The sequence below is a fragment of the Pseudomonas sp. FP2294 genome, assembly GCF_030687625.1.
Taxonomy (GTDB): domain Bacteria; phylum Pseudomonadota; class Gammaproteobacteria; order Pseudomonadales; family Pseudomonadaceae; genus Aquipseudomonas; species Aquipseudomonas shahriarae.
In genome coordinates, this window is sequence record NZ_CP117441.1 from 816,258 (window position 1) to 829,912 (window position 13,655).

10 protein-coding genes are annotated in these 13,655 nt (G+C 55.0%); 7 read left to right on the forward strand and 3 right to left on the reverse strand.

Going from position 1 to position 13,655, the window contains the following annotated elements:
• Positions 1–44 precede the first annotated feature (44 nt).
• The 7 genes from PSH73_RS03465 to PSH73_RS03495 all read left to right on the forward strand — a co-directional run bounded on the left by PSH73_RS03465 (position 45) and on the right by PSH73_RS03495 (position 9,988).
• Positions 45–1,964 (forward strand): class I SAM-dependent DNA methyltransferase, encoded by a 1,920-nt coding sequence (locus PSH73_RS03465; protein WP_305461939.1) that lies wholly within the window; start codon positions 45–47, stop codon positions 1,962–1,964.
• Positions 1,961–3,226 (forward strand): restriction endonuclease subunit S, encoded by a 1,266-nt coding sequence (locus tag PSH73_RS03470; RefSeq protein WP_218177019.1) that lies wholly within the window; start codon positions 1,961–1,963, stop codon positions 3,224–3,226. The genes PSH73_RS03465 and PSH73_RS03470 overlap by 4 nt, the downstream gene beginning before the upstream one ends.
• Positions 3,223–4,173 (forward strand): GIY-YIG nuclease family protein, encoded by a 951-nt coding sequence (locus tag PSH73_RS03475; RefSeq protein ID WP_094774595.1) that lies wholly within the window; start codon positions 3,223–3,225, stop codon positions 4,171–4,173. The genes PSH73_RS03470 and PSH73_RS03475 overlap by 4 nt, the downstream gene beginning before the upstream one ends.
• 172 nt (positions 4,174–4,345) lie before the next feature.
• Positions 4,346–7,534: a type I restriction endonuclease subunit R gene (locus PSH73_RS03480; RefSeq protein ID WP_305461944.1), complete on the forward strand. Its 3,189-nt coding sequence runs from the start codon at positions 4,346–4,348 to the stop codon at positions 7,532–7,534.
• 279 nt (positions 7,535–7,813) lie between these two features.
• Complete coding sequence (locus PSH73_RS03485; RefSeq protein ID WP_177144861.1) at positions 7,814–8,026, forward strand: hypothetical protein; 213 nt, start codon at positions 7,814–7,816, stop codon at positions 8,024–8,026.
• Complete coding sequence (locus PSH73_RS03490; protein WP_177144860.1) at positions 7,992–8,579, forward strand: restriction endonuclease subunit S; 588 nt, start codon at positions 7,992–7,994, stop codon at positions 8,577–8,579. The genes PSH73_RS03485 and PSH73_RS03490 overlap by 35 nt, the downstream gene beginning before the upstream one ends.
• 5 nt (positions 8,580–8,584) lie before the next feature.
• Positions 8,585–9,988: an N-6 DNA methylase gene (locus PSH73_RS03495; protein WP_177144859.1), complete on the forward strand. Its 1,404-nt coding sequence runs from the start codon at positions 8,585–8,587 to the stop codon at positions 9,986–9,988.
• A 184-nt stretch (positions 9,989–10,172) separates the two neighbouring features.
• On the opposite strand, the gene PSH73_RS03500 is transcribed toward PSH73_RS03495, so the two are convergent.
• The 3 genes from PSH73_RS03500 to PSH73_RS03510 form a co-directional block, all read right to left on the reverse strand.
• Complete coding sequence (locus PSH73_RS03500; RefSeq protein WP_305462683.1) at positions 10,173–11,825, reverse strand: DUF6119 family protein; 1,653 nt, start codon at positions 11,823–11,825, stop codon at positions 10,173–10,175.
• Positions 11,826–12,090: 265 nt separating this feature from the next.
• Positions 12,091–12,366, reverse strand: coding sequence for a hypothetical protein (locus PSH73_RS03505; RefSeq protein WP_305461949.1), 276 nt, complete (start codon positions 12,364–12,366; stop codon positions 12,091–12,093).
• Entirely contained in the window at positions 12,363–13,343 is a 981-nt protein-coding gene (locus PSH73_RS03510; RefSeq protein WP_305461951.1) for an integrase domain-containing protein, read from the reverse strand. The genes PSH73_RS03505 and PSH73_RS03510 overlap by 4 nt, the downstream gene beginning before the upstream one ends.
• Positions 13,344–13,655 lie beyond the last annotated feature (312 nt).

Consider the following 13,655-nt stretch of genomic DNA (forward strand, 5'->3'; position numbering starts at 1 on the left):
TGCGGCGAGCACGCCCTCCCTGCTTCTGTGTAAGGAACGTGCGCGTGAACCAGCAGACCCTGGCCCCCTTCATCTGGAATATCGCAGATCTGCTTCTAGGAGCCTTCAAGCCCTCCGAGTACGGCCGCATCATCCTTCCGTTCACCGTGCTGCGTCGTCTGGAATGTGTATTGGAACCCACCCGCGGCAAGGTACGCAGCCAGTATGAGGCGATGAAGGCCAGTGGCGTGGACATGGACCTGATCTTGCCGACGACGGCCGGCGCAACCTTCTACAACGTCTCGCAGTTTTCCCTGGACAGCGTGGGCTCCACCAGCACCCGCGCCAACCTGGAAGACTACATCGCCAAGTTCTCCGCCAACGCCCATCAGGTGTTCGAGCATTTCGCCTTTGACCGGTGGTTGGAAAAGCTGGAGAAAGCCAACCTGCTGTACCTGGTTACGCAGAAGTTTGCAGCAGTCGATTTGCACCCGGACAAGATCAGCAACCACGAAATGGGGCTTATCTTCGAGCACCTGATCCGCAAGTTTGCCGAGTCATCCAACGATGATGCCGGGCAGTACTTTACCCCGCGTGATGTGGTGCGCCTGGCCACCACCTTGGTATTTGCGCCGGATCATCAGGCACTCAACGGCGATGGTGTGGTGCGCACCGTGTACGACTGCGCCGCCGGCACGGGCGGCTTTCTGTCTTCGGCCATCGAGCAGGTCTACGAGTGGAATCCAAATGCTCGCCTGGTACCCTACGCCCAGGAGCTAAACCCGGAAACCTACGCCATCTCTGTGGCGGACAAGCTGATCCAGGGCTACGACACCCGTAACATCAAGCTCGGCAACACCCTGTCCGACGATCACCTGCGCCATGAGCAGTTCGACTACTGCCTGGCCAACCCGCCGTTCGGCGTGAAGTGGGAGAACGTCCAGAAGCAGGTGCAGGCCGAGCATAGCCAGCAAGGTTTCGCCGGCCGCTTCGGCGCCGGCCTGCCGCGCGTGGGTGATGGTTCGCTGCTGTTCCTCATGCACCTGCTGTCCAAGCGCAAACCGCTTGAGTTGGGCGGCAGCCGCATCGGCATCGTGCTGTCCGGCTCGCCACTGTTCAACGGAGGTGCTGGCTCGGGCGAGTCGGAGATCCGTCGCTGGATACTGGAGAACGACTGGCTGGAGGCGATCATCGCCCTACCCACCGACCTGTTCTACAACACCGGCATAGGCACCTATGTCTGGGTGCTGTCCAACCACAAGGACGCGCTGCGCAAAGGCAAGGTACAGATGATCGACGCCAGCGGCATGCATGCGCCGATGCGCAAGAGCCTGGGCAGCAAGCGCAAGTATCTCGCCGACGAGCAGATCGTCGAGATCGCCAAGCTACATGAGGCGTTTGAAGACGGTCCGAACTCCAAGATCTTCGCCACCACCGACTTCGGCTATCGCCGCATCACCGTCGAGCGCCCGCTGCGCCTGCGCTTCTCCGTCACCTCGGACAAGCTCGCCGCCTACGAAAATATCAAGGGAGCCGATCAGGTCGAAGCTTTTGCTGGCGTGCCGGGCGAGTTCGACAGCCTGCGGGCTTTCCTCAAGGCTGCTGGGATCAAGAAACTTGGAAAGGGCGCGATGAAAGCCGCGCTGGTGTGTTTCGGCGAGCGCGATGCCAATGCTCAGCCGGTGCTGGACGACAAGGGCACCATACAGGCTGATTCCGACCTGCGCGAGTACGAGAACGTCCCGCTCAGCCAGAGCATCGACGACTATTTCGCCCGTGAGGTGTTGCCCAATGTGCCGGATGCCTGGATCGACAACGGCAAGACGGACGCGAAGGACGGCCAAGTCGGCATCGTCGGCTACGAGATCAACTTCAACCGTTTCTTCTACGTCTACCAGCCACCGCGCCCGCTGGCCGAGATCGATGCCGACCTCAAGGTCGTGGAGGCCGAGATCGCCGCGTTGTTGGGCGAGGTGACGGCATGAGCCATTACAAGCCTTATCCGGCCTACAAGGACTCCGGGGTGGAGTGGTTGGGGATGGTGCCGGAGCATTGGGATGTCAGAAAGCTCAAATGGTTGGCATCGTTACAGAGCGGCGACTTCATTACGAGCGAGACAATCGAAGAAGAGGGTGCATACCCTGTTTATGGTGGGAACGGCCTTCGCGGATACTGCACTGCTTTTACTCATGAAGGAGCCTATTCCCTCGTGGGACGACAGGGCGCGTTATGCGGGAACATCAATTATGCCGACGGCAAGTTCTGGGCTTCGGAGCATGCGGTAGTCGTTTCACCTTATGTACCCACTGCGGTTCGCTGGCTAGGCGAACTGTTGCGAGCAATGAATCTAGGTCAGTACTCGATATCGTCTGCTCAGCCTGGTTTGGCAGTAGAGCGCATTATCGATTTGTTTCTGCCTGTGCCGCCGGAAAGTGAGCGCCAGATCATCGCAGTGTATGTGAGCCGCGAAACTGCTCACATCGACGCGCTGATTGAAAAGAAAACCCGCTTTATCGAACTGCTGCGCGAAAAACGCCAGGCGCTGATCATCAATGCCGTCACTAAGGGCCTTGACCCCAATGTGAAGATGAAAGCATCCGGTGTGGAGTGGCTGGGAGAGGTGCCGGAGCATTGGAATGTTTTGCAATTAAGGCATACAGCTCGGTTGGAGTCAGGCCATACGCCCAGTCGCTCGAAGCCAGAGTACTGGGTTGACTGCACTGTTCCGTGGTTCACGCTCGCAGATGTCTGGCAGGTTCGTAGTGGTGAGCAGAAGTATGTGTCGGAGACCTCTGAAAAGGTCAGTCAGCTAGGCCTGGAAAATTCATCAGCCCGTTTGCTGCCTGCCGGCTCCGTATTCTTGTCCCGGACTGCATCTGTGGGCTTTCCGGGCATCATGGCGGTCGACATGGCAACCTCCCAAGATTTCGCAGTGTGGACATGTACTAGTGAGCTATTTAACGAGTACCTCTACTACGTACTGCTGGCCATGAAACCGGATTTTGATCGCTTGATGATGGGGTCGACCCACAAGACTATTTACATGCCGGATATCGAGGCTATTCGACTTGCTCGCCCACCAGTTGATGAGCAACGAGGTATCGTCAGTGCGTTGAGTGGTCAGCTTGGTCGTTTCAAGATTGTCATTGATAAGACCGAGCGCAGCATCGAACTCCTAAAAGAACACCGCTCCGCCCTGATCACTTCCGCGGTCACCGGTCAGATCGATTTGCGGGAGGCGGTATGAGCCAGGGCCGCAGCCTGCGTTTGTTTCTCGTGGATGGCACGCCCAATGGCCTGCTGACCGCCGAGATTATGAACTGGACCGGCCATGTGCTGACCGGCCCGCGTTCCAAGCTGGCTGAACTGGTGCAACGTCCTGAATGCGCGCGCACCGGCGTGTACTTTCTTGTCGGCCCCGACCCGGACGACAGCCTGCGCACCCGGGTGTATATCGGCGAGTCTGATGATGTGGCCCAGCGTCTGAAGCAACATAACCGTCCTCAAGAGCAGGGTGGTAAGGACTTCTGGGAACGTGTGTGCCTAATTACCAGCAAGGACCAGAACCTGACCAAGGCCCATGCCAAGTATCTGGAGAGCCAACTTATCCAGATCGCCAGTCAAGCCGGTCGCTGTGTAATAGGTAATGGCACAGCGCATAGCTACACCAACTTGCCTGAGTCGGACCGTGCTGACATGGCGTTTTTCCTCGAGCAGATCCGCATCGTGCTACCAGTGCTGGGCTTCGACTTCCTGCGCGAGCTGATCAAACCCTCCAAGCTCGTTATGGTCCCCGTCGAGCAACCGGTTAGCCAGTCGCCGCGTTTTGCATTACAGCTTCCAAAGAGCAAGGAGCGCGCGCAAGCGCAAGAGGTTGATGGTGAGTTCTTTGTACTGAAAGGGTCCCGAGCTCGAGCTCAATGGGTAGGAACCGCGGATCACAACTACCGGAATCTATACCAGCAGTTGGTGAGTGATGGTGTGATGGTCTGTGACGGAAGTGAGTACCTGGTGTTCAAGGACGACTATGCCTTCAGTAGCCCGAGCGCCGCAGCAGCGGTTGTGTGTGGGCGCGCAGCCAGTGGTCGAACGGCTTGGCAGGTTGAAGGTAGTGGCGAAACTTATGCTGCCTGGCAGGATAGTCAACTGAGTGGTATCGGTGTAAAGCCAGAAAGCGAGTGGCTCGATGAATAAGATCAAGTAGCCGCAGCGGTTGATCTTAGTGGTGCCACTACTTACGGAATTGACTGGCGGCATCTACGACGATGGTGAGTCGATGTGCCCCGGCTGTATCAGTAGATACACCCAATAGACATTATTAGAGGGGCCGTTCCCAAGGATGGCCGCGAAGTTTAAGGACGAAACGATGAGTCATATCCACCACGAGTGCGAACTTGAACGCTATATCGTCGGGCAGCTTGAAGGCGCTGGCTGGCTGGTGGGTAAGTCGGCTGATTATGACCAAGGGCGGGCGCTAATCCCTGAAGACGTGGTGGGCTGGCTGGACGATAGTCAGCCAGTGGCCATGGCCAAGATCGTTGCCCTCAATGGTGTTGGCGCGCGTGATGTGGTGCTGGACCGGCTGGTCAAGCAGCTGGAGAACAAGGTTGATGGCGGCACGGTGAATGTGTTGCGTTACGGCTTTGCTGTGGCCGGTGGCGGCACCCTGGCTATGAGCCAGGCTCTGCCCGAGGATGAGCGCAACGACACGGTGACCGCCCGCTATGCGGCGAACCGTCTGCGCGTAGTGCCGCAACTGCGTTATTCGTTGGACAAGGCTGACGAAATCGATCTGGCTTTCTTCATCAACGGTATCCCGGTGGCCACGGTGGAGTTGAAGACCGACTTCACCCAGTCAGTCCAGGCCGCCATGCAGCAGTACTGCATGGACCGCCGTCCTGAGCGCAAGAGCGGTGGCCTAGAGCCGCTGCTCACCTTCAAGCGTGGCGCGGTGGTGCATTTCGCCATGAGCGATAGCGACATACGCATGACCACCAAGCTGGCCGGGGATTCGACCTTCTTCCTGCCGTTCAACCGGGGCAACGATGGCGCCGCCGGCAACCCGCCGGGCGACAACGGTAGCTACCCGGTGAGCTACTTCTGGGAGCGCGTGCTGCAGAAGGACAACTGGCTGCATATCTTCCACCGCTTCGTGCTGCAGGAGCGTAAGGAAGCCCAGGACGTCAACGGTAAAACCTACTTCAAGGAAGGCCTGATCTTCCCGCGCTTCCATCAGTGGGAGGGCGTGACCAAGATGATCGACGCGGTGCGGGTAGAAGGTGCAGGGCAACCGTACCTGATCCAGCACAGCGCTGGCTCGGGCAAGACCAATACCATCGCGTGGACCGCGCATTCGCTGATTCGTGTGCGCCGTCCGGACGGTGAGCCGTATTTCCACAGTGTGATCGTGGTGACCGACCGTCAGGTGCTTGACCAGCAGTTGCAGGATGCCATCCAGCAGATCGAGCACCAGGCCGGCGTCGTATGCGCCATCGACCGCCAACAGTCGAATCTGCCCAAGAGCCAGCAGTTGGCCAAGGCGATGCTCGATGGTGTGCCGATTATCGTCTGTACCCTACAGACGTTTCCCTATGCGCAGAAGGTCATCCTCGGCGAGCAGAGTCTGCGCGATCGCCGTTTCGCCATCATCATCGACGAGGCGCACAGCTCCACCGGGGGCAGCACGGCGGATGATCTGCGTTATGTACTGACTGGGCAGAGCGAGGTGGAGTGGGAGAAACTCTCCAAAGCGGAGCGGTTGTCCGTGTGGCAGAGCTCGCGCTCGCGCCCAGGTAATGCTAGCTACTTCGCCTTCACCGCCACGCCTAAACATTCGACGCTGAGCCTGTTCGGCCGTCCGCGTAATCCGGCGCAGCCGGTTAGCACCGACAACCCGCCCGCACCGTTCCATCCCTACACCATGCAGCAGGCCATCGACGAAGGCTTCATCCTTGATGTGCTGAAGAACTACACCAGCTACGAGGTGGCGTTCAAAATCGGCAGCGAGATGGTCGATGACAAGCGGGTAGACGAGAAGAGCGCCGGGCGCAAACTGGCCAAGTGGCTGTCGCTCAACCCGGTGAATGTGGGGCAGAAGGTCGAACTGATCGTCGAGCACTTCCGCAAAAACGTGGCGCACCTGCTCGGCGGCCAGGCCAAGGCCATGGTGGTGACCAGCTCGCGTGCTGCAGCGGTGAAGTACCACTTGGCGCTGGAGGACTACTGCAAGCGCAAGGGCTACGACAACGTGCTGGCGATGGTGGCCTTCTCAGGTGAGGTGCCCAATTCGGATGTGGAAGAGCCCAGTCTGCCCAAGGATCACCAGTTCAGTGAAACCAACCTGAACCCCGGCCTGCATGGCCGCGATATGCGTAAGGTGTTCGACACCCCGGACTACCGAGTGATGATCGTCGCCAATAAGTACCAGACCGGTTTCGATCAGCCCAAGCTGGTGGCCATGTACTTGGACAAGAAAATATCCGGTGTGGAGGCCGTGCAGACCCTCTCGCGTCTGAACCGCACCTTCCCCGGGAAAGACAAGACATTCGTCATCGATTTCGCTAACAAGGCCGACGAGATACTGGCGTCGTTCAAGACCTTCTATCGTGATGCCCAGGTGGCGGACATCCAGGATCCGAACATCGTCTACGACATCAAGCAGCGCCTGGATGGCATGTTCATCTATGAGCAGGCTGAGGTGGAGGCTTTTGGTGATGCCATCGTCGATCCGAAGGTGACGCACCAGAAGCTGTTCTCGCTTACACAGTCGGCCACCGACCGCTTCAACGGAAAGCTGAAGACGCTCAACGATGCCATCGACCAGTGGGAAAAAGCCTGGGAAAAGGCCCATGGCGAGGGCAGCGACAAAGATATGGAGTACGCCGACGTGCAGCGTGCGGAGTACTGCAAGGCGCGCGACGAGCTGATGATCTTCAGCGAGAGCCTGATCAAATTCGTGCGCAGCTACGAGTATATCGCCCAGTTGATCGACTTCGGCGACCCGAGCCTGGAGGCCTTCGCCAGCTATGCGCGCCTGCTGCGTAAGCGGCTTAAAGGCATCACCGCCGAACAGGTGGATTTGGGGGACCTCAAACTCAGCCACTACAAGATCAAGAAGGGCAGCAACCTCAGTGGCGTTGCCGTGCTGGGTGAAACGCCTGGCCTCTATGGTATGACCGATAACGGCCTGCGCGACGCCCGCGACCGCGAGAAAAAATACCTCGCCGAGTTGATTGAGAAGCTCAACAACTCCTTCGGCAAGGACATTACCGACACTGACCAGGTGGCCTTCGCGGTGCACGTTTCCGAGAAGCTTCGCGCTGACCGCGTGGTGATGGCCCAAGTGCAGAACAACACGATGGAACAGACCATGAAGGCGGACCTGCCTTCAAAAGCCATATCTGCCATCGCTGCCGCCATGAGCAGCCATACTAGTATGGCGACCAAGCTGCTCAGCGATGAATCGACACGCGAGGTGTTCCTGACGGTGGTGTACGAGCTGTTAAAGAAAGGTCCTGGGGCAGAGCTCTTTGACCTAGTGAGGCCGAGTAAGTAGAGATCGGCTAGTCCTCAACCTTGAGGGGCAAGCGGCTTTGAAAGCTATTTGCTGTCGAATCGCTGGACGCCCCTCTGGCTTAGGTAGGGTGCATTTCATCTCGTAAGGCTTGTCTCTTCAAGCTGACCTTTTTGCGTACAGAAATGCAGAATGCATCAATACTGCATTGACGGCTCACTGGCATTCCCTTAGCATGGCTTCCAAGTCGACTGCAGTATGATTGCATTCTGCGATTGCAACGGATCGAATTGACTATTGGCAGACACGCAAGGAGATAAAATGAAACGAAAACGATTGAAATTAGCACCCCCGACGTATCTTTCCCTTGTGGTCTACCTTGCTCTCAGCCCCAATATCGAGGTCGGCTTCAATCATTCGTGGCAGGTACATGCTGATGGCAGTGAAACTAGAAACCTGCAAGTAGATATAAAAAAATTTGAACATGGGAAGTTAATCAATGGTGGCGAAAAAAATACTCTCTCACATCGCTGATGTCTCATTAGGTCAGACTTTTCGGGAGCGAGCGGAGACAGACAGTCCCGAAAGCGGCGTTAGGTTGATTCAGATAAAGGACGTCCGCGAGGGGGAACTGAATGATATAACCTCCCTCCCTTATGCTGATATCGAGCCATCTAAACTGAAGGTTAAACTCCAAGCCGGAGATTTGCTATTGCCGCTGAGAGGTACGCGAACTGAAGCCATGGTGTTTAGAGGGGAGATCGGTAATGTCACCACAACAAACCAAGTCGCCATAATTCGTCCTAGACAGGATGGAGGGGTGAAGTTGGAGTACCTTCATTGGTTTTTTAATTCAGCTAAGGGCAGTGTTTTACTCGAATCCATACGAACCTCCGCAAGCATACCCAATATAAGTGTTAAGAATTTGCTTGAAATATCGGTGCCAGTTCCAAGCCTGAAAAATCAAGAGCGAATCATTGATATTTATCATAATTGGTGTGCGCAGAGGAATACGTTGCGTGAGTTGATTGTTAATGGAGAGAATATGGTGGCAAGTGCTGCGCACGAAATGTTGGGTGGAGACTGATTAATATGGGTATTTCGTTTGCTGGTTTGAAATCGTTTGTGCTGGAAAGTATTGAGCGTATGCGCGTGAGTGGAACGGATCTGAATGCAGTAAAGGTTCTATTGCTTTTTATGGTCTGCAAAAAAGCATTTGATCTACTCAAGGAAGAGCGGAGTATCCAAGCGAGAGAGGGCTTGATTAAGCACTCAGATCTTGATGAGTTGTGCGATGTGGAGTCGTTGGAATCTGTTGTTGCGAAGATAGTTGAGAGGAGTTCTAGTTCGTTTTTCTCAGGGTCCATTCTAAGTATTTGGAGTGAAGTACAGCCTGTCTTCAATTCTGATTTGTCGGAGAGGAGTGAGTTGGTTAGGCTTTGGGATGAGTTTAGGCGTTTTTCTTTTGAAGAGTATAATTGCGAAGATGGGTTGGCCTCACTCTTTGAGTGGTTCTTGGTAGAGCTTGCTGAGCGGAATTCTAATAAGGGAGGATATTTCTTTACTCCTGATGGAATAGTTAGTTTGATGGTCCAGCTTCTCGATCCTAAAAGTGGAGAAAAGCTATATGACCCGGTATGTGGCTCCGGAGAGTTTTTGATAGGAGCTATCAATAAAGTTAAGGAGTCATCGGAAAGGAATTGGCTGTATATTTTAGGGCGGGAAAGGTCTGCTGAGACAGCTTTTATAGCGATGGCAAACGCTTATGTCCACGGAGTTAGTGTGGATAGTATAGAGGTTTGTGATGCGCTAACCCGTATGGATTATGAAGAGAAGGTTTACGGAAAGTTTGATTTGGCTCTTGCAAATCCGCCTTTTTCGCTTCGTCATTGGGATGGCGAAAGATCTGTTGACTTTCTGCGCTATGGGCTGCCTCCTCAAGCTAATGCGGATTTTGCATTTATCCAGAATGTCCTTTTCAGTTTGAATGAAAATGGTCGAGCAGCAATGGTTGTGCCTATGGGGGTTTTATTTAGAGGGGGAGTAGAGAGGGAGATCAGAAGGAAGATGCTGTTAGAGAATAATGTGGATGCCATTATTTCAATTCCTCCAATGTCATTTTATGGTACTGCCGTACCGGCGAATATCTTGATAATGACGAAGTCTTCGGTATCTAGAGATGTGCTTTTTATTGATGGGTCAAGTTACTTTTCGAGAAGTCAACGCCTGAATCGTTTGGGGGAAGACGCGATAGATAGAGTTGTAAGCTTGTATGTAGAGCGAAAAGCTGTTGATGGTGTTGCTTGTTGTGTTCCTGTTAAGGATTTGGAGGAAAACGATTGGAATTTGACGGTTTCTAGATATGTTACCCCTCCTGTCGTAGTGGGAGTGGAGTCTATGGCTACACTATTGGAGCGACAAGAAAAATTGCAGCTCGAGCTAAGCGTATTACAGCAGGAGATGAGATTGTTGCTGAGTCGAGGCAATATTGATTAGTTTAAAGCGTAGGTTTGTTGCTTGCAGCGCGGTGGTTGAACCGGGGAGTATTTTACTGACCCGACGTTTGCCGTGGGTTTGAAGTGGCAACTTCAAAATTTGATTTCAGGTAGTAATCTGGAGAGAGTAATTGCGAATCTGTCGCGGTGTGCTTGCCCTGCAGACCTGTTGCTCTACCCTATCCCTACTCTTCTCCTTCGTCTTGCTCGTTGGCAGGTTTGGCGATGATCTCCAGCGCGACGGGAATATCGAGCTGATCAATGCGGTCCACGGCCGCCTGAAGACTCACCTTGCTGAAAAAAGGCAGATCAAGTTCTCCATTCTTGTAGGGTTTGCGCATTACGCCATAGACGACGGTATAGTCGGCTCGGACGACACGACCATTGATTGCAGGCAAGAGGCGTACAGCCTCGCTACGGCGCCCTCGCACTACGCTGCGCAGCTTCTTGCGAAAATCTGCATCGCTCACAAGCGCCTCCGCACTCACCACGCCTTGTGACCAAAGGTGGCTTATTGGCCCCGAAGAGTGGCCGTCCTTCAGATGGATAAACTGTTTATCACTGGACAGAAAATCGCACGGTTCGATGTTGGCATAGCGGACCCCCTGCGGATTGATTTTTACCTGATCCAGGCATAGCAGATCTTCACGATGCTCAACGAGATTTGCAATGAGCTCTCGCTCGTTCCGACACTCGGTCGGCCCTATGATATCTACCCGAGGGATAGCCTGGAAACGAGCTTCGACCTGTCGTTTGAAATTGCGGTCTACGCTGTACCAGTGCCCAGCGAAAAGCACGTAGCTGCGATCCTCACCATCCGCTCTGAGGTTGGTTTCGAAGGTAAAGCAGTGGTATACCCGCCACTGCTCCTTGAACACCTCAGCATCTGGTGCCTTGGCTTTGATGTAGTGGCGCTCGCGGATGTCATCAATCGTACCATCGAACTCACAGCGATTTAGTTCCGCCACATAGTCTTCGATCGACAGGCTGTGAAAATCTGTACCACTGCTGCCGAAGCCGTTGTAATGAAGGAGACAGCCTTCCTCATAGTCAACAATCTCTGGGGGGGCCATATGGAGCTCACTCTCATCCCCTGCTCGCAATGAGTTAATTGCCTCGAACAAGTGGCCGTCGAGGATAGCGAGAGTCTCCTTTATCCGCACAACCTGCATGTTGTCGATCCACGGGAATCGCTGCTTGTACGTATCGCTTCGATAGACAGCCAGTACCTGCTCGCACTTATCCGCCAGAGTCTCTGACGTTAGTTTGCACGTAATCGAAAGAGTGTCACGGCCGGCTGCAAATCTTGCGAAGGACGCATCACTGGGAGTACCACCCGCTACGCGCGCGAGGTCTCTGAGAACATCTACTCCAAAATCCTGCACATCACTGTCTTTGCTAGCCTGCACTCGCTTCTGGAATGTGACGGCATCTGGTGTCGCCAGGTCCAGCGTCCGCAGTCCATCACGCGGCACTGAGTTAAGAGTGACCTTAAGGCCAAACTGGCGTTCGAATGCTTCGTCATTGAGAGCAAAATGAATATGCCCGAAGCAGATGGCGAAAATGCGGTCATCTGTAGGCAAAAACAGGACGCCTCCGGCACCGCTAGCAATCAGGTTCTCAGGCTGAGGCCCTGCTTGCTCTTCCAAGAACCCGAGCCAGCTTGGACGGCTCGTGAATAGTTGACCCACAAACAGCTCGCCACCTTCCACTAACGGCCAGTCGCTACGCCCGAGCTGGACTCTTCCAGTGCCGGGCGAATACTCGTCCTTGAACGCCTCCGCAATATCAAACTCCTCGCGTAGGAGCCGAATTGATAACGTCCTGACTTTTTCCACGTTAGGCAAAGCACTATTCCTTGTGTGTCAGCCAATGTCACAGAACTAATCTAGCGTAGCAATAGGCCATCAAGCTGTCCAATCTACGTCGTGACTATTCAATTCCTTGTCGAGTATCCATTCAGTCAGTATTGGATTGGCCTTCCTAGCGAAGTTAAAGCTAGTTTGACCTTCGGAGCAGAACTTAAATCGCTTCATCCACGCATCTCGGTGACGGCTCCTGGCCGATTCTGGCAGCCGTTCGCAGCGGAGGCCCTATTTCTTTTCAAAGATCGAAAACCCATGACGCTTCCAGGCGTCGGGTGATCAGTCGAACAGTGAGCAGATAGTAATATCGTGTGCCTTCACCGCGATGTTTCAGGTTATGTTTGAGAAACCAAGCTAGATGCTTCCGTTTCCATCCCCAAGGCGACTCGCGCTGCCATCGCTGTACGATTGCGGCCTGGATAATCTTCGCTTGGCGCAAGTGTCGCTGCCGCGTCGCGTGAGACCCAGTCAGCGCGGCAGCCAAGAACACCTCCATATCAAACGCCTTGGTCACACCCGTCCCCCGATGTAGGCAGCGACTACCTCAATCCGGCCATGCCCTAGCTCATAGCTGATTTGTATGCGAGCCTCACGGTCGAGGCGCGGATCGATGGCATAGCAATGACCACCATTAATCGGTGCAGGATGCTGGGTAATCTGCTCGTAGCGCTCACAGGCATACGCCGCGCGCAACTCATGAAACCCTTTCAGGGCGTTTTTATGCAGGACGTCCCGCGATGCCCCGGCTACTCGTTGCAATACGTTCGCATAGCTCTCGCTTGGCGCGATCATGTTACTGCTACCTTTCGGCGACACCTTTGCCGCAAACCTCAGTGCATCCCGAATATGTTCATCCACTGCAATCCATCGTGGCGCTGAAGCACCACCTCGGCCGCCTTTCGTGCCCTCCTGGATATTGATCTTGCCGAGCTTGTCAGCCTCACGGATCAATCTGGGCAAATCAGCCAATATCGTCTCGCGCAACCGCATCCCAGTGGCACGTGCCATCTGAATCATCGCCTCCGCGCGTAGCTGTTCACGATTACAAAGCACATTGACAATCTGCTGCACCTGCGCGCGATCCTGCCCTTGCGGCACCGACTGGCGAACCCTGGTGCGCTGCATACCCAACGCCTTGCTCGGGCTTGGTAACTTCACGTACTGATCACCGCGAAGCGCCGCCATGGTCCTGTTAACGCTGGATAGCCGGTTTTGTGCGGTGCTGACGGCGAGGTCACCGCGCCCAACCAGGCCGCGCAGGTACGTCGCATAGTCGGCCAACACATTCCGATCAATCTGCCGCGCATCATTGATACCGGGGCCCTGTTCGGAGCGGCACCACTTCACGAATGCCAGCCACCGATCACAGTGCGCCTTGACCGTACCGTAATGACCGCCGGCGAACATGTCTTTCAGCGCCTGCGGCCCTGCGTAGCTCAATTGCCTACCGTAGCCGAAATTTCGACCATCGCGTCTACCTGTCAATGCCATGTCGATCACCTTATAGCCTGTTCTCCGACCCTCGCCCCACGTCATCCCGCCAGGAGTGCTGAGTGTTATCAGGGATCAAGGCCCCTGCGACCTGTGGGGAATGTCCACTACGCGGGACTTGCGGCTCCTTACGACCGGGAGCAAGGGCATCTCATGATCTGGCCTCCTGAGCACCGATACCGGTGGGCGGGTGGAGGCTGCACTGGCTGACGAGACCAGCGCCTGAAGATCCTGAGCTGGGTGAACTCAGCAATGCTATGACCGGGGCATAAGCGAGGCTGCTCGCCCTGAATCTTGAACGCTCAGTTGTTG